Annotated in this window: 15 protein-coding genes; 13 read left to right on the plus strand and 2 right to left on the minus strand. The window is 58.8% G+C overall.

Annotation, left to right across the window (positions count from 1 at the left end):
* Positions 1-6 precede the first annotated feature (6 nt).
* Together P3T18_RS04970 and P3T18_RS04975 are read left to right on the plus strand one after the other, a co-directional pair.
* On the plus strand, positions 7-1,311 hold the full coding sequence (locus P3T18_RS04970) for a TrbI/VirB10 family protein (protein WP_429298785.1): 1,305 nt from the start codon (positions 7-9) through the stop codon (positions 1,309-1,311).
* A gap of 1,123 nt (positions 1,312-2,434) precedes the next feature.
* Positions 2,435-3,577 carry an integrase domain-containing protein gene (locus P3T18_RS04975; RefSeq protein ID WP_429298786.1) on the plus strand — a complete coding sequence of 381 codons (1,143 nt, stop codon included), beginning with the start codon at positions 2,435-2,437 and terminating at the stop codon, positions 3,575-3,577.
* Between the two features lie 327 nt (positions 3,578-3,904).
* On the opposite strand, the gene P3T18_RS04980 is transcribed toward P3T18_RS04975, so the two are convergent.
* Positions 3,905-4,576, minus strand: coding sequence for a Lar family restriction alleviation protein (locus P3T18_RS04980; RefSeq protein WP_429298787.1), 672 nt, complete (start codon positions 4,574-4,576; stop codon positions 3,905-3,907).
* Positions 4,577-4,939: 363 nt separating this feature from the next.
* Here P3T18_RS04980 and P3T18_RS04985 point away from each other — a divergent pair, with 363 nt between their 5' ends.
* The 11 genes from P3T18_RS04985 (at position 4,940) to P3T18_RS05035 (ending at position 14,471) form a co-directional block, all read left to right on the plus strand.
* Positions 4,940-5,974 (plus strand): PDDEXK nuclease domain-containing protein, encoded by a 1,035-nt coding sequence (locus P3T18_RS04985; RefSeq protein WP_429298788.1) that lies wholly within the window; start codon positions 4,940-4,942, stop codon positions 5,972-5,974.
* Between the two features lie 650 nt (positions 5,975-6,624).
* A complete protein-coding gene (locus P3T18_RS04990) occupies positions 6,625-6,846 on the plus strand; it encodes a hypothetical protein (protein WP_429298789.1) in 222 nt (73 codons plus the stop codon).
* A 70-nt stretch (positions 6,847-6,916) separates the two neighbouring features.
* Entirely contained in the window at positions 6,917-7,297 is a 381-nt protein-coding gene (locus P3T18_RS04995) for a hypothetical protein (protein WP_429298790.1), read from the plus strand.
* A complete protein-coding gene (locus P3T18_RS05000; RefSeq protein ID WP_429298791.1) occupies positions 7,294-8,346 on the plus strand; it encodes an N-6 DNA methylase in 1,053 nt (350 codons plus the stop codon). The genes P3T18_RS04995 and P3T18_RS05000 overlap by 4 nt, the downstream gene beginning before the upstream one ends.
* A gap of 256 nt (positions 8,347-8,602) precedes the next feature.
* Positions 8,603-10,285 (plus strand): PRTRC system ParB family protein, encoded by a 1,683-nt coding sequence (locus tag P3T18_RS05005; protein ID WP_429298792.1) that lies wholly within the window; start codon positions 8,603-8,605, stop codon positions 10,283-10,285.
* Between the two features lie 85 nt (positions 10,286-10,370).
* Positions 10,371-10,829 carry a PRTRC system protein E gene (locus tag P3T18_RS05010; protein WP_429298793.1) on the plus strand — a complete coding sequence of 153 codons (459 nt, stop codon included), beginning with the start codon at positions 10,371-10,373 and terminating at the stop codon, positions 10,827-10,829.
* A gap of 10 nt (positions 10,830-10,839) precedes the next feature.
* Entirely contained in the window at positions 10,840-11,058 is a 219-nt protein-coding gene (locus P3T18_RS05015) for a PRTRC system protein C (protein ID WP_429298794.1), read from the plus strand.
* Positions 11,059-11,154: 96 nt separating this feature from the next.
* Positions 11,155-12,297, plus strand: a complete 1,143-nt coding sequence (locus tag P3T18_RS05020) for a PRTRC system protein F (protein ID WP_429298795.1) — start codon at positions 11,155-11,157, stop codon at positions 12,295-12,297.
* Between the two features lie 13 nt (positions 12,298-12,310).
* Positions 12,311-13,039, plus strand: a complete 729-nt coding sequence (locus tag P3T18_RS05025; RefSeq protein WP_429298796.1) for a PRTRC system protein B — start codon at positions 12,311-12,313, stop codon at positions 13,037-13,039.
* Positions 13,036-13,671: a PRTRC system protein A gene (locus P3T18_RS05030; RefSeq protein ID WP_429298797.1), complete on the plus strand. Its 636-nt coding sequence runs from the start codon at positions 13,036-13,038 to the stop codon at positions 13,669-13,671. The genes P3T18_RS05025 and P3T18_RS05030 overlap by 4 nt, the downstream gene beginning before the upstream one ends.
* Entirely contained in the window at positions 13,668-14,471 is an 804-nt protein-coding gene (locus tag P3T18_RS05035) for a PRTRC system ThiF family protein (protein WP_429298798.1), read from the plus strand. Before P3T18_RS05030 ends, P3T18_RS05035 begins: the two co-directional genes overlap by 4 nt.
* 599 nt (positions 14,472-15,070) lie before the next feature.
* On the opposite strand, the gene P3T18_RS05040 is transcribed toward P3T18_RS05035, so the two are convergent.
* Positions 15,071-15,835 carry a hypothetical protein gene (locus P3T18_RS05040; protein ID WP_429298799.1) on the minus strand — a complete coding sequence of 255 codons (765 nt, stop codon included), beginning with the start codon at positions 15,833-15,835 and terminating at the stop codon, positions 15,071-15,073.
* Positions 15,836-15,867: the final 32 nt, after the last annotated feature.

The raw sequence follows: 15,867 nt of genomic DNA on the forward strand, positions 1-15,867 counted from the left end.
GGCGCCATGAACCAGCCTAACGGTCAACCGGACAATCAGCGCGCGAGCCTCTTCAAGGGGAAGTCGCCCCGCAACGCCCTCTTCGCAGTGGGCGTTGCGGCGGCCATCGCCATCGCGTCGCTCGGCTTCTACTATCAGGTCAAGGAAAGCGCGCAGATCGAGGAAGAGGCTGCGCTCAGGAAAAAAGCCAAGGCAGCGGAGGTGGTCGACAAGTCGAACAATCCGCAGGACGTCAACAAGACCATCGAAGAGCAACTGAGTGCGGCCCGCAAGCTGGCGGCATCGGAGGCGCGCGCTACAGCTTCCACGCGCTCGCCATCGGCAGCGAGCGCGCCGAATGTCGGAGATTCGTCCTCCGCATTGACTGCGGATGGGTTCATCAGTGACCAGCAGACCCGGAAGCTCAAGTCCGATTCGGACTCGGACGCGATCTACGCTTCGCCAATCTTCAAACCCGGCCTGAAGGTCAAGGATGCGGCGCCGGCGTCGAACCAGCTGGCGGGGATATTGACGCCGCAGCAGGTCGCGGCGCAACAGGCAGCCGCACAACAGGCCGAACTGGGCGCGGCAGGGGACCGCATGTCAGCCGCGCTCGCCGCGGCGGGTGTGGGCAGCCAGCCGCAGTCGGCACGCCTGTATTCGAGCCAGGATCACGACTCGGCGTTCATCAAAAACGTGTCCGCGCAGTCAGGAAGCGAACAGGACTTTGCCCGCGCAGGCTTCGTTGGGCAGGCCCGTGGTTGCGTCCTCTCGCCCCCGCACCACATCGGTGTGCTGTCGACCGAGCGCATGAACTCGGATCGTCCCGGCACGGCTTCACTCATAGTCGAGAAAGACGTGTACGACAGCATTCGCGGCGACTGCCTGATGATTCCGAAGGGCAGCTTCATCACCGCACCGTACAGCTCGGACATCCAGCCCGGTCAGGAGAGCATTCTGGTTGCTGCGACCGAGTTGCGTTTGCCAAACGGAAAACACGTTCCGCTTTTCGGCGCACAAGGTGCAGATGGTGACGGCTCGGCCGGTTTCTCCGGCGACGTGAACAACCATTTCTTCAAGATCTTCGGCACGTCGTTCCTTGTTGCGATCCTGCTTCGCAAGTACGACAACGGCGACGCTACGACGACGACCGGCCCCCTTGGCGTCACCCAGGTCAGTAGTACGGGTGGTCAGGTTGCCGCACAGACCGCCCAATCGATCCTGGAGCGCTACAAAAACATCCCGCCCACGATCACCTCGGACCCTGGTGAACGACGCTTCATGCTGAAGGTGAATCGCGACATCGTGCTGGAGCCGTACCGAAATGATTGAGCGCCTGGCCAGGCGCTGGATGGTCTTTCCGATCGTGTTGGCGCCCGTGTTGCACATCGGGGATGCAGGCGCCGCGACGATCGCGGAAGTCATCAGCCCCACGAGCATCGTTCTCGCACAGGGCGACACCCGGACAGCGCGATATCCATACGATTGGCGGCGGTTTGCCGCGTTGTGACGCGTTAAGGACATGTGGAGAGACCGGACACCGGACACTTTCCACGACTCAGCAGCGTCTGCACACGCCCTTACAGCGAATGCTGGGTGCGCTCACGAAACCCGATACACCGCGGTGGAGATGAGCGACTTGGGGGCGGGGGAAGTCTTGCGGGACCGGGACATACCGGATAACCGCGATTCCCTGACGGAAGAGGACACGGCGCGCGCGGCCGTACACAAAACGCGTACAGGTATTGCCCGGCACTTAGCACGGAGCGGTTTCCGCGAGGCGGAAGCGGCTCCGAGGCGCGCAAGCGTCGTGCTGGCAGGGTAGCCACGAAGCTGCAAGGTGCGGGAGTATTTCCGCGCAGCGCGACGGCAGAGATGCCCGCGCGGAACAAGTCGGTTGCGGATTGTGCGAAGCACGATTCGGGCTGGCAAGCAGCAGGTTGGACAGTCGGATTGCATGTTCTTCCCATGCAACTGGTCGATCGGATGGAATCGCTAAAGGACAGGAAGGCAGTACCCAACGCCGGGATACAGGCGAAGCCGCTGAAGCGGCGAACGGACGGGCACTGACGGCGCGGGTTGCGGCATCAGGTAGGGATGCGTCCGGCCGCCAGGTGCAAACAGGTGAACAGGATTCGGGCGAACAGGTAGCGCGGCACGCCCGTAACACTATGCGGGCATCGCGATGCAGCAAGGAGGATGAGATGTTGTCGTGGAAAATCATGAAAGCGACTGAAGCAGCATGCCAAAGCATCTGCATGGGGAGGGAGGCGGCGGAGCACTATGGATACCGATATGCCATATGGCATCAATGGTCCGACTGGTTGCAGGATTTCGTTGCAGGGTGGGTGGGTGACCATAAGCGTCACGTTCCGGTAACGCAGCGGGCACTTCGAATCATTTGCCGGCGTCGGGAAGCACCGCGACTATTCAACGTCGCGCGAGGGAGCTGACGATGGCTGCAATTCTCAACGTGCGTGCGATCGTCAACGGCTATGGCTTCGGTCGTGAGTTCAAGGATGCGATGCTCAAACTCTTCGACAAGAACGTCGCGCGCGTTCACAGCACAACGCGAATAAGCAACCGGGCGTTGTCCATCAAGACGCAGGAGTATCGCGCGGCGAAACTGTGTAAAGCTTTCAAGGAGCTACGCGACGGTGGTTTCGCATTGCAGACGCCGTGGTCGCTTAAGCAAAAGCACGTTCAACATCTGGTCGATACATGGATCGCAGCAGGACAGAGCGGCGGCACAATCGAAAACAAGCTGACGTACCTTCGCGCGCTCGCGCAATGGATGGGCAAGACGAATCTGATCGGCTCTCTCGATGACTATGCGGACCGCAAAGCTCTTGGTCTGAAGCGGAGCTATGTCGCAACCGAAGATAAATCTTGGGCGGCGCACGGCGTTGACGCGGTCGAGAAGATTGAGGAGGTCGCCCAGACATGCCCGTATACCGCAGTGCAGTTGAAGCTGCAGGCGGCATTCGGCTTGCGCATTGAGGAGAGTTTCATGTTTCGGCCGGCCGAGGCAGCGCGTAACCCGCAATTGTTGGCCGTAACGCGCGGCACGAAGGGGGGGCGCCCCCGTGAGGTTCCGATCGAGACGAAAATCGAGATACTGGAAGAGGCGGCAAGGCTCAGCAATGGCTTGACCGGTTCCACGGTGCCTGCCGACCGGACGTTGAGTCAATGGCGCGACTGGTACTACTACGTACTGGAGAAGCACGGCGTGACCAAACGGGGAATGGGTGTGACGAGTCACGGGCTGAGGCACGAGTATCTGCAGACGCTGTACGTAGAGACAACGGGCGTACCAGCGCCCATCAAGCGCGCCGACGCACGGCCAGATCCACTGTTACACGAAGAGGCATTGCGGCGTGTTGTCGAGGCGGCGGGTCACTCACGCCGGAACAAGTCGAGTGCGTACCTCTCCACGTTCGCCATGCAGGACCGGATGCAGAAGCGACTTCCGACGCTTGACCAGGCGCATAGCGCGCTGGCGACTGCAGGCGGTAACAAGAGCCATGCGGCAAAGGCGCTGGGTATCTCGCGTCAAGCGCTGTATCGCATCCTCGGAAATGCAGCGAGCGATCGGTAGGTAACCAGTCCACCAACGCAAATGATGCATAAACAAGAGTGCATATGCCTGATCAACGTAAGTAGCGCTGCTGCACAATGATTTCTCTCTCAGGTTCTGGCATTGGCCCTCGGATGTGCCGGAACTCTTTAGCAAGCCGACTCTTTCCCAGGGTCGGCTTTTTTTTGGCCAGGATTTCGCCAGGCTGCTTGTTAATTCAGGGATGGGAACCTGGCTTGCCGGGCGGCCAGGCGGTCCCCGGTTCGGGATCTGGAATGTCGATCGGATCGCTGCACTTGTGCAGGTGCAAGAAGAATCTCCTCCGAAAAGCCCCGCGACTTATAGTGTTCACCATCTGTCGCGGTCAGGCATCCCGTCGATCGCAAGGGCGATCCGGTCCTCGAACATCAGGTCGGAATGCTCGCCTGGCGTCGGAATCAAGGGAAACTGGATATTCCGGTCTCCGTCAATATCGACCCACTTCACGAGCTGTACCAGCTTGCGGTAACGCGCAGCGTCGCGCAGCACAGGCTCGATGGGCCAACTGTCGATGGTGGCTACAGACGCGTCGACGAGCCTTTGCGCAAGGATGGCGAAGATCGGGCCTCGAGTCTGCCAATCCTCGGTGTTGCGGGCAAGCATATCGATGACCATCTGGGCATCGCACGCGCCAAGCTCCTTTTCGACCAGATCTCTTAGATCCCCTTCCGTGACTTTGGGCCGAGCCAGACGCCTGTTCCAAACTGTTGCAGCTTCCTTCAACGCGTCGCATTCGTTCTCGGAATAAGGAAACCAGGGCGTTGACATCCCGCATTCGGAACAGTAAATGCACGCCAGTCGCTCAGTTTGCGGCGCATATGGCGGCCGGCGGAGCGTATCTCCGAGCTTGGGAGGACCCGACTGTCGGCCGAAATGGCCGTAATCAAAGCCGGTGTCCCCGATCTCTGCGACGACACGTTGGGACAGGCCGACGGTCCCTCGTCCGCCGCAGTGATCACATGGATAAAGCTGTTCGTACATTTTACCGATCTCTCGCACATCTTCATTATTGGAAATTATCGGTCGAATTTAACGCGAGAGATGCGGCTTTTACAACTGGCAAGGGCAATTGTTCAAGGAAAATGAATAGTCTGAAGAAATTGATGATCGCATCGGTGAATTTGGGCTTTTTTTAAGTCAGGTCGGGATGGAGGCGCGGGGCCACTGGCTCGAGTTCCTTGTCGACAGAAAGGGCGCTGGCATGGCGAAGGTTAGACCGGCACGAATTCTCTCCGCGGTGCGGAGAGAATTCAACGGCGGTCGAACGGGGAGTGTTCCGGGCCGGCGGTGTTTCCGGTAACGTGCCCACTTGTGCTAACCAACCTCCGACACCGGGCTTCATCCATGGCATTAATACTTCCCAGCTCTCTGTTCGAGGACGTGCGATCGCTGATCACTGGCGCTCGAGCGCGAGTGGCTGCATCGGTGAACGCCGAGCTAACGCTGCTGTACTGGCAGGTCGGCAGACGCGTTCGCGAAGACGTGCTGCACGGCGAGCGGGCCGAGTACGGCCAGCAGTTGGTGGGCGCGCTGGCCCGCAGGCTGACCGCCGAGTACGGGCGCGGATGGAGCGAGCAGCAATTGCGCCACTGCCTCCGGGCGGCGGAAGTCTTCCCCGATGAGGCGATTTTCTCCGCAGTGCGGAGAGAATTGAGCTGGACGCACCTGAAGGCCTTGATCTATATAGACGACGAGCTCAAACGAAACTTCTACATCGAACTCTGCAAACTCGAGCGCTGGTCTTCGCGTCAGCTGCAGGAGCGAATTCAGTCAATGCTATTCGAACGCAGCGCGCTCTCGCGTAAGCCAACGGAAGTGATCCAGCAGGAGCTTTCGCAGTTGAGGAGCGCGCAGCAGGTGACGCCTGAGTTGGTGTTAAAGGATCCCTATCTCCTCGATTTTCTTGGGCTGAATGATCGCTATCTTGAACGGGACCTGGAGGATGCCATCCTTCGGGAGATGGAGCAGTTTCTTCTGGAACTTGGCGCGGGCTTTACGTTTGTCGCCCGGCAGAAACGATTGCAGATCGATGATGACGACTTTTATCTGGATCTGCTGTTCTATAACCGCAAGCTTAAGCGCCTTGTCGCGATTGAGTTGAAGCTTGGGAACTTCAAAGCCGAATACAAAAGCCAGATGGAACTCTATCTGCGCTGGCTGGCCAGGTATGAGCAGGAGCCCGACGAGCAGCCACCGATCGGCATCATTCTGTGCGCGGGGAAAAAACAGGAGCAGATCGAGTTGCTCGAGCTTGGAAAGAGTGGGATTCACGTCGCCGAATACCTGACGGTCCTTCCGCCACGCGAAGCACTGGAAGCCAAACTGCATCAGTCAATTCAGGCCGCACGCGCGCGTATGCAGGACGATAGCGAGCGCTAGTGGCGCGACCGCACGGGCAAGGTGAAGGTGAGTGGCACATCGCATAACGGCCACCGAGGCGCTGCGATTTTCTCTTTAACGGGACCGGCGCTTGATGGTTCAGCCGATCCTGTTGAGAGGGCGTGGGTTTTGACACATGGACCCTCAACTCCCCGGTGCACCCGCACGCGCGTCTGCTGCAATTGTCGGAGTTTCCAGTTTCACACCGGTCTCAGATAGCACAAGTTGCTGCAGCTTTGTTGGACGATCCATCGATCGTGCAGGCGCATGGCCTCTCACAAAGCGATATCTTTTCCTTGAGCTTTCCGGGCTAAGACGCTGAGCCGGACCGACGGCTCGTCGTTGCCTCATTGTGAAGCACCACCGACACAAGCCACGCCCCGCATGGCGTTGGAAAAGTAATCCACAGACTTATCCTGCGATTTGTGTGGATAAGGATGGCGCAACGCGGCGGATGGGTAATCGCCGAAAGCCGTATCTAATTTGCGGTCATTCTGGCGTCGACGAACCGGGGGTGGGCGCTACCATCTGTGCATCACTCGCGTCCTCGACGCATCGACCGAACGTTTGCCCAAGGCAGACGTTTTCTTACTTTCCCCGACGGGTCCCACACCCGGCGGGCGTGCACCCGTCATTTCCGGAAGCACGCCATGCACCGACAACGCATTCTCCGATTCGGCCTGATGATCTGGCAGACCCATGGTCTTTCGCATGAACAGCTGCTCGGGATTGTCAAAGCGAGAAAGCGGTATTCAGCCCATTTTCGAGCAGCAGCACTACGACATCTGGTAATGGACGCGCCACTGTCCGTGACGCTTGGCCGGCCGTTCGCCGAACGGCGTCGGCTGGTGCGCCAGCACTACGGCATTTAACGCACATCTCTCATCTACCCACTGGGGCGCGCCCCTTTGGGGGCGCTCCGGATCACATCTGGAATTCGCCATGTTCAATCACTTCATCCAAACTTTTATCGACGCACAGACAGCAGCACGGCGTCATTACCGTGCGGTCGCCGCTACCGAGACCCGGCTTTTCGGGCAGATCGGTGAGCCGGCCGTGCGCGTTCTGCAAACCACGCAGATCGAGGACGAACTGCGCCGGACGTACGAAGCGCTCGCCAACAGGATGATCTTCAAGGCGCGCAGTGACTTCGCAAAAGGATCGGCCCGGCCGGTTCTGTTTCAGGAGACCGTTTTCAAGGTCGCTGGCTTCGACATTGAGCAGTCCCTCGCGCGCGGCGAGGTGCCGGATTTCGATAAATTGTGGAGCGTTCTGCAGGCTCAGCTTTCCGTCCTGAGCGATCGGGCAGGAGAGGCACGATGAGTCGCAGTTCCGCACAACGAAAACACGACCTCACCGCAGACGCGTGCCAGAAGGCCCTCGTGAAGCTGATCCAGTCGTTCTCTCACGGGCATCATCTTCACTCGGTTTTCTCCGACTTCGTGGAACTCTGCGCGCTCGCTATTAGCAACAGCGTCGACCGCACGCAGTTTGAGGTTCGTGAGAAGCGCTATCTCGACATCGTCGGCAAGTACAAGCGCGAAGAGGTTGAACGCTTTCCGGAAATGCTTGGTCTGCTGACCGAATCGCTCGAACTCCGGGTTCAGGCGATGGGCAAGGCGGGCGCCAGTGGGTCGGCAATGGTGTCAGGTGGGTTGACCGATGTTCTTGGCGAGACCTACATGATGCTTGAGCTGGGCAACGCCCGGGCCGGTCAGTTCTTTACGCCCTACCACGTCTCACGTCTCATGGCGATGATGACGATCGGTGATGGTGGCGCAGCAGTTCGGGAAACGGGGTTCATGCGATTGCAGGAACCCGCGTGCGGCGCCGGCGGTATGGTGATTGCCGCAGCCGAGTCTTTGCACGATGCGGGGCTTAACTACCAGCAGGCCATGCACGCGACGTGCATCGACATCGATCCGTGCTGTGTCCATATGGCCTACGTTCAGTTGTCGTTGCTGCACATCCCGGCAATCGTCGTTCATGGCAATGCACTCACGCTCGATGTCTGGGGCTTGTGGTACACCCCGGCTCACATCATGGGCGGATGGCGCAGAAAACTTGAACGGCGCGAGCGAAAAGCGCTGGCGGAGATTCTCGCCATCGCAGGCGAGCAAGCTGCGGAGTCCTCGGGTGAGGAAGTCGCGGTTGAGGTCTCCCTGTCCGAGCCGCAGCCTGAAGCCGATGCAGGTGCCGACGGTGAGACTGCTGTTCTCGACCGGCCCGTGGTCATTGACGTAGGTACGGCGAAGGACGTCATGCCTCTATCTGAAAGCCTCGCGTTGCATGATCTGTTCGAAGAAATCGTATCCAGTGAGAAACCGTCAAACTCGATTTTCGAGAAGATCGATCAGATGAGTCTCTTTTGACAGGTTCGCCCCTGCTTATTTATTCGAATCCATATCCTTGTCCAAACCCGGCTTCGTGCCGGGTTTTTTTTCGGCTGTGCGAAAGCGGGTCGGTTTTCGTCAGCTTTCCACGAACTCACGCATCTGGCGCGCGATATCTTTACTGTATCTACCGCGTCTCTGACGCATCGAACCGCCGGCGCGCCCGGCATCCATCTTTGACCCCATCGGGAACCACTCCCGACCGGGGGCAGGTTCCCTCTCTGGAGAACCTGCAATGCAACAACAACTGACTGCCCCTCTCAAGCGCATCAGGCTCGGTCGCAATCCCCGTACGTACTTTGATCCCAAGTCAATGGCGGAAATCAGGGAATCGATCCGAGAACACGGCGTCGACACGCCGATCCTTGTTTGTCCGGTCGTCGACGACGACGACATCGACTACGAGGTGATCGCGGGTGGCCGTCGCTATCGAGGCGCCATGGAAGCCCACGGTGAAGACTACGAGATGCCCATCGTTGTAAAGGACGTCGACGAAGCCGAAGCGCGGCGGATTGCGCTCACTGAAAACATCCAGCGCGATAACCTTTCGCCCGCCGAAGAGGCCCGCGACGCTGCGGAGCTCCTCGGCCTGCATGGCGGCGATCGCGACGTGACCGCCAAAGTTCTAGGCTGGTCACGCGGAACGTTGGATAGCCGCCTTGCGCTGCTCAACTGTTCGACTGCTGTGCTTGACGCGTTGAGCGAGCGGAAGATCAACATCGCTCACGCGGAGCTGCTCGCGGCGCTCTCGAAAGAGAATCAGGACAAGGTCCTGCCCGTTGTGGTCGCTGAAAAGCGGTCGGTGGCTGATGTACGCAAGCTGGTGGAATCGGCTTCGTGTGCACTGGCCTCTGCCATTTTCGACAAAGCGGATTGTGCGGGTTGCCCGCATAACTCGTCGACTCAGGCGCAGATGTTTGGCGAAGCGATCGGTACAGGCAACTGTACGAACCGCACCTGCTTCAACGAGAAAACGGAGAAGCAGCTTGAGACGACGGCGGCAGGCCTGCGTGACGAGTTCCAGACCGTGCGTATCGTACGGGCTGGCGACAACAACACGCGTGTGCAGCTCGCGATCGACGGGTCCAATGGCGTAGGTCTGGACCAGGCGAAAGCCTGCCATGCCTGTGCAAACTACGGCGCGGCCGTGAGCGGTCTGCCTGACTCAATCGGCAAGGTCTATCGTGGTCAGTGCTTCGATACCGTCTGCAACATGCAGAAGGTGGCCGCCCGGATCAAGGCTGATAAGGCGGCGTCGCAGCCTCCGAAGTCTGAAGGTGCGAGGTCCGCGCCGGCGCCGAAGTCGACGGGTGCTGGCAGCAAATCCATCGGCGCTCCGGCAGCTTCCAGTCCGGTGGCGACCGTCATCGCCGAGTCCGACCGGGTGAAGGCGTACCGCGTCAAGCTGTGGCGTAAGGCACTGCGCACGGATATCGGTATGAATCATGAACTGGCTCGCCAGTATCTGATATCGATCGTGATCAGTGGCTACGCCCGTCAACTCGACGATAGCGCGTTCCGTAAGTTCTTCCAGCGAATCGCAGAGGCGGAGGCGCCCATGGCCAATCTACCCAAAGCAATCGACCTCGTGCAGGCGACGAGTGAAGGCAAACAGGCGGACCTGATGATTGCGATGCTGTTCGCCGCGATCGAGGGGCTAGAAGTGAGCAACCTCATCCAGCTGTGCAAGTCGCATCAACTGGACCTGAAGAAGCACTGGAAGCTCGACAAGGAGTTTCTGGAGTTGATAACGAAGTCCGAAATGCTTGTGCTGGCCGACGAACTCGGTATTCGCGCGGCGCTCGGCGACAACTTCAAGAAGGTTTTTGCGAAGTCGAAGCCGGAACTTATCGAGGCGCTGCTCAAGGTCGATGGATTTGACTACGACGGCAAGCTGCCGAAGGTTCTGAAGTTCTGAAGTCCAGGGACGCGGATCGCGTCCCATTCCTCTCTATATGTATACGCCGCCTCTGCGCGGCGTTTCTCTTTTCTGGAGTATTTCCATGTTTCAGCAACTTGAACCGTTGGTGCGTGCGACCGGTAAGGTCACGCTCACCTTGAAGGTGGTCGGTGATCAGATGGCGGTGGTTGTTATGCCCGGCAATGACTCGAAAGAGGCTGCGCTCGCGCAACCGCTAATCCTGACTGCGACCCCGACCGAGCTTGACGAAGGTTTCATCGATTCACTCGGACGTTTTGAGGGCGCTCGTCGCTCTCTGGCTGAACAGGTGAGCGTGACGACCGAAATCCTGCAGGCAGCCGAAAAATCGCAGGTGGGTAAGGCACAGAAAGCCCTCACGAAGGGTTCGAAGCCGGCGCCCGCGTCGGCGAACGGGTCCGATGACAACGAAGAGGAAGCAATGGAAGACGGCAGCGCTTCAAGCGAACCGGCGGCCGATGCTTCAGCATCGGTGCCGGCGGCTGGTAGCGCTGGTCAGACAGATCTGTTGTCGCTTCTGTAACGGGGGCCTCATGTCGATCAGCATCGCAACGATCATTCGCGAGTTCTCCTATAACGGCATGCGTTTCGCAGATCCGGGTCCGTCGTTTTCACCCGATCAGGTACGCGATCTTTATTCGGCGCAATACCCCGAGTTGACGACTGCCGCGGTGGACGGCCCGGAAGTTTCGGGCGAAGTGGCCATCTGGAAGTTTGTCCGCGCAGCGGGGGCAAAGGGCGTACATGCGTAAGCAGGATCTGCTCAAGGCTCTGGCCGACCCGGCAAACGGGTTCAATCAGGAACCGCCCGGAAGGGCGTTTTTTTTTCATAACGACGAGGTGAGCAGATGCTCTTCGATCCTTCATTTGTTGATCGAACGGTCGAAGAAGGCACCGGTGCGGCCGGGCAATCGCCTGGCACTGCCGTTGCCCGATATCGATCTTCCGATTGTGTTCTAACGCTTCCGGCCTTCGCATCCGATGTACCAGAAGCAGCCACTGTTCAGTACCGCTCAGACACGACGCTCGACGGCATCGTCCTGCAGCAGTTCAGGCACGGGCCGTTGCTCGCCTCTGACGTATCTGATCCAAAAGATCCCGTCGACGCGTTCCAGCAGGCTTTTTTTTCCTGGGTCGGGCGCCAGGTGAGAGCACCGCTGCGCTTTCTCTCGTTTGATCTCGAGCTTTTCGACACGAACGCGGTCGAGGACGTCATCGAGCATCAATACGAGAAAAGTGATTTCAAGCCGACCTCGCCTCTGCATCTGGGCCTGAAGCTTGAAAACGAATGGGTGCATGAGATGGGTGAGCGTGCGCAGCCGCTTCGCGACGCTCATCCGCTTCTTCTCAAGACCCTGTTCTCGCTCGTCGATCGTGTTTCCGCAAAAACCATTCTGATTCGCACGCCAGGCTGGTTTCTCTCTGAAACGGCCTGTCGGCACTGGAACGGCGACGAAAATGCGACCGATGAGGAATCACGCGAGTGGCTCGCGGAGATGTACGGCGACGACGAAGAAGAGTTCGGGCGCTATTTGCCGTCCGCTCTTCGGCCGGCTATCTGCCCCGATGACATCCGGATTCCCGTGAAGCCTGCTGGCCGACGGAGCCGCAATCCGGCGTTGTCAGAACGCGAGCTATCAGCACTTCAGTCTGGTTCAACGGGACCGCTCCGTCAGGTTTGCACCGAGCTTCTCGCACTGGCGCGGCTGCTGCGGCGCGCTGGCAAACGGCCTCTGTTCGGCGATGGATACAACGCCCGGCCGCTTTATTCGGGCTGCACGCTTTACGTCGAGCAGACCGGGCAACTCAGCGAGATGCTTGACGATTATCTCGAAGGTGAATTCCAGAACGGTGAAGCGTCGGTGTACGAGAACTTCATCACTTTTTCAAACACGAGAGAGGGTATCCGCGAGCAGTACGCGCAGTGGAGCCTCGCCTTGAACATGCTTCACCACCTTGACCGCCTGTTGGCGCTGGTTGTGAGCGGTTAAAACGGAGATTTTTATGAATGGTGTTCAGATCGGCCAGACAAGTCACGACGTGACGCTGTCGTCGGCTCTGCTGCTTTATTCGGCCCGGAACGGCTCGCACTACGCGACCGTGCATCCGGTTTCGTCGGAGCGTGTTTCGGGGCGCCCCGTCATCGGTGCCGGTCGTCCGCTGGATCGCCGTGCGCTGATTGATACGTTGGTGCAGCTTGAGCGCAATGCCGCGCCGAAGGCGGAGTTCCTTCCGTCGACGGTGCTGGGTGTTACTTCCGCTGCGGTGACGTGGTGGTGCCCACCAGCCCCGCGGCGGGTGTTCTTCCGCTGCCAGAAGATTGGCGAACGCAGCGCCGTGGTGCCGCATCCCGGACTTGTCTTCCAGGCTGGCGCTGAAGGCTTTCGTGTCTTCGCCGTCAAAGGGGACGCGCGGCCTGAAGCCGGTACGGCACTTTTCGAGCCACCGTACTTCAACACGTGGAACGAAGGGCGTATCTGCATTGGCTCGGCCAACGTACCTGGCCGTATCGAGGTGTCCGCTATTAAGGGATGGGAGGACGGGTTTTTCAACTCCGCGTTCACCCATCCCAACCATGGAGGCAACCGCGTTCGATACGGCGGCGGGTTTTATAAGTTCTGGACCGATATGCTCGACGGAAAGTTTGAAGCGTTTCCGGTTCACGCCCTCGTGGCGATGAAGGGCGTAACGGCGGGCAAGCTGGTGGCAGGAAAAGCCGGGGGGCAGTCATGAACCCGGTTGACCTTATCCTCCAACGTTCATTTCCGTCCGTGATGGTTCCGACGCGTGAGGCAATCACGCCGATGGCCACGCCGGGGGAGCGACTTCTGATCGCATCTAATGGCGTGTTTCTGGAAATTCATCGCCCCTGGATACGATTTGTCCGCCGCCTCGGCGCGTTCGAGTGGCAGACCGCCGTTCCTTATGGTCGGGTGGAAGAGGAAACGGATCTGCGCTGCGGTTCCATTTCCGCCGATCTCGTGGCCGAATTTGCACGCATCGCGCGTGTGGCGCTGCCCAACGAAGCCGGAGCATGGATCGTGTGGGACGCGATGACGGGGCTATTCAGGCTGGAACGGCTCACTGCACTGTCGCACGGACCGGAGCATCTTTGGTATGAGCGACCGGCACTACGCGAGGGCGAATGGCTGGTGGTTGACTGTCATTCGCACGGGCGTGACAAAGCTTATTTCTCGTCGACCGACGATGAGGACGACCAGCACGACGTCAAGCTGGCTCTGGTACTTGGAAATTGCGATCGAACCCCATCCGTTGCGCTGCGACTCTGCGCCAAGGGCCGTTTCGAACTGCAGGCAGGCATTCCTGATCATTGGCTTGCAGTGCTCGCGCGGGGGGCGGTATGAACGAACAGAAGCTGCATCTTGCTCCTGCTCATATGGCGAGCCGTGCCTGGAAGGTTGTTGTGGTTGGCGCGGGCGGGACGGGCAGTGCGTTGTTGCCGTCCCTTGCGCGTCTGCATCATGCAATGGTCGAACTCGGACATCCGGGGGGGATCGAATGCGTGGTGTATGACGACGATACAGTCAACGAGTTCAATGTCGGCAGGCAGGGTTTTTATCCAAACGATGTCGGCCAGTACAAGGCGACGTTACTGGTGAATCGTCTGAATCTGCTGATGGGAACGAGCTGGATCGCCGAGCCACACCGCGTAGATTCGACCATCAAATTACACGCGGACATCGTGATTGGCTGTGTGGACTCGCGTCGTGCACGTCACGCGATTGTTCAGGCCGCAAAGCGGGGGAAGTGTGGTTACTACCTTGATTGCGGCAATGAAACCGATCGTGGACAGGTGATTCTCGGCGAGTTTGGCAAACCGCGACCTGAAAGACTGCCCCACGTGGGTGATCTATTTCCTGATCTGCTAAACGCCAAGAACGACAAGGGCGACGATACGCCGTCCTGCTCGATGGCAGACGCGCTGCGCAAGCAGTCGCTGGTCATCAATCAGGCGATTTCTGTACAGGCATTCAATCTGTTGTGGACGCTATTTCGTACGGGCTCGCTGTCGTACTCGGCGGTTTTCGTGAATCTGGCAACGGGCCGGACTAACCCGGTTCCGATCGACCCGGCAGCATGGGCGCGGTTTGGTTACGACGCACCTGTGGCCAAGCAACGAAAAGGGCGGAGGACCACATCGTGATGACAAATGCCAAGGAGATGCGATGCGGCGGCTGTGGAGGCACTGAATTTCGCCTGTTCACAGCCCATGCGGAGATTCGCATCGCCGTCGAATGCCAGCAATGCAAGGACGTCGTATATCCAGCCATTGCCAGCGAAGCTCCCGCTTGAATGGGACGATAAGTCCGATGGACGTCTGACGGTCTTCTAGCATGACATCTGTAATCAGGCGCCGTCCCTTCGGGGAGCGGCGCCTTTTTCATGGGAGCTTCGTTGATACCAACGGAAAAGGAGGCAGATCTCGACCCTGAACGGACCGACGCCGATGCCGAAAGCGGTCGTTCGAAAGTGCGCAGAATCGAAGGACCCGTCGTTCCGTTTAACTAAGCTCCACGCCGCGCAGACACTGAAAGCTCCAAAGCGAGATAGCTGCAATTACTGTTTGATCGGAGCGGGGGGCGACGCCTGCAGTGTGCGGTCGCCCTGACTACTAGCGTCTCGTCACCTAGCACTGGCAAGATGCTTGGGTTCCACACCCCCGTTCTTCTTCCGCTATATCAGAGGGACGACTCTGACTTCGTTGCCAGCACTCCCCCCCAGTTCCCAATTACCGTTGCTGTTTCAAAGCTTCGATCGATCAGGTGCTACCGAGAGAAGTCTGTTGATGCGCCATGCCCGGTGGTATGTTGCGCACCAGATCTCGAAAACCAAATTTTTCGCGAAGTCACGCTGTTGCTCCGGCGGAATCGGCTGGGATGGGAGCGCTTGGATCACGTTCTCAGCTACTGCTACTGCATGAACCATATTCGCGACTTCGCGCTTCCGACCAGCGAGGACCAACCAACCAAACCAAAGCGCAAGCAGTGCGACGGTGCCGACCGTTCCGGTCAGCGGTCCATATCGCTGGCTGAATGACTGATGGTTATTTTCTGAATCCAGATAGTGCTGATATGCGAACGGCCTAGCGGAGACCCCTGCAGCATTTGTTGAGACCACCACATCGGGCGCCGACGCCCCTTTGAAATAGAGAAGGAGCGTTCGCGCAGGCGTGAACGCTTCGGTGCGGTTGATGCTCTTCAAAGGAATGGAGATTGAAAGCGTCCCATGCTTTATAGTCTGCGTGACATTCTTCTCGGCGTCGAAATCCTCTGCAGGACCATTTCCGATACGAAAGGTCTGTAGCGCCGGCGGAGAGTCATCTCGCGTTGTCGCATCGATCTGAAGATCTATACCAGCGATGTCGCGCGCGCTGAAATTCTGCAGTTCGACTTTGACAAGGCTCAAAGCCTTAAGGGAGTTCCCCTTCTCATCTTTGTACGAGAGCATAACGCCTGGAATCTGAAAAAACCCAGTCACGTTGTTTTCTTTCGCTATCTGGAAGTCCACATACCGCGTCGCCTGGTCGCTCTCAGATGAAG

This window comes from Paraburkholderia sp. GAS199 (assembly GCF_050436585.1).
Classification (GTDB): domain Bacteria; phylum Pseudomonadota; class Gammaproteobacteria; order Burkholderiales; family Burkholderiaceae; genus Paraburkholderia.

What these genes read in the sequence shown, in the direction of transcription:
- P3T18_RS04970 (WP_429298785.1), top strand. Translation starts at nt 7, where the DNA reads ATGAACCAGCCTAACGGTCAACCGGACAATCAGCGCGCGAGCCTCTTC.
- P3T18_RS04975 (WP_429298786.1), top strand. Translation starts at nt 2,435, where the DNA reads ATGGCTGCAATTCTCAACGTGCGTGCGATCGTCAACGGCTATGGCTTC.
- P3T18_RS04980 (WP_429298787.1), bottom strand. Translation starts at nt 4,576, where the DNA reads ATGTACGAACAGCTTTATCCATGTGATCACTGCGGCGGACGAGGGACC.
- P3T18_RS04985 (WP_429298788.1), top strand. Translation starts at nt 4,940, where the DNA reads ATGGCATTAATACTTCCCAGCTCTCTGTTCGAGGACGTGCGATCGCTG.
- P3T18_RS04990 (WP_429298789.1), top strand. Translation starts at nt 6,625, where the DNA reads ATGCACCGACAACGCATTCTCCGATTCGGCCTGATGATCTGGCAGACC.
- P3T18_RS04995 (WP_429298790.1), top strand. Translation starts at nt 6,917, where the DNA reads ATGTTCAATCACTTCATCCAAACTTTTATCGACGCACAGACAGCAGCA.
- P3T18_RS05000 (WP_429298791.1), top strand. Translation starts at nt 7,294, where the DNA reads ATGAGTCGCAGTTCCGCACAACGAAAACACGACCTCACCGCAGACGCG.
- P3T18_RS05005 (WP_429298792.1), top strand. Translation starts at nt 8,603, where the DNA reads ATGCAACAACAACTGACTGCCCCTCTCAAGCGCATCAGGCTCGGTCGC.
- P3T18_RS05010 (WP_429298793.1), top strand. Translation starts at nt 10,371, where the DNA reads ATGTTTCAGCAACTTGAACCGTTGGTGCGTGCGACCGGTAAGGTCACG.
- P3T18_RS05015 (WP_429298794.1), top strand. Translation starts at nt 10,840, where the DNA reads ATGTCGATCAGCATCGCAACGATCATTCGCGAGTTCTCCTATAACGGC.
- P3T18_RS05020 (WP_429298795.1), top strand. Translation starts at nt 11,155, where the DNA reads ATGCTCTTCGATCCTTCATTTGTTGATCGAACGGTCGAAGAAGGCACC.
- P3T18_RS05025 (WP_429298796.1), top strand. Translation starts at nt 12,311, where the DNA reads ATGAATGGTGTTCAGATCGGCCAGACAAGTCACGACGTGACGCTGTCG.
- P3T18_RS05030 (WP_429298797.1), top strand. Translation starts at nt 13,036, where the DNA reads ATGAACCCGGTTGACCTTATCCTCCAACGTTCATTTCCGTCCGTGATG.
- P3T18_RS05035 (WP_429298798.1), top strand. Translation starts at nt 13,668, where the DNA reads ATGAACGAACAGAAGCTGCATCTTGCTCCTGCTCATATGGCGAGCCGT.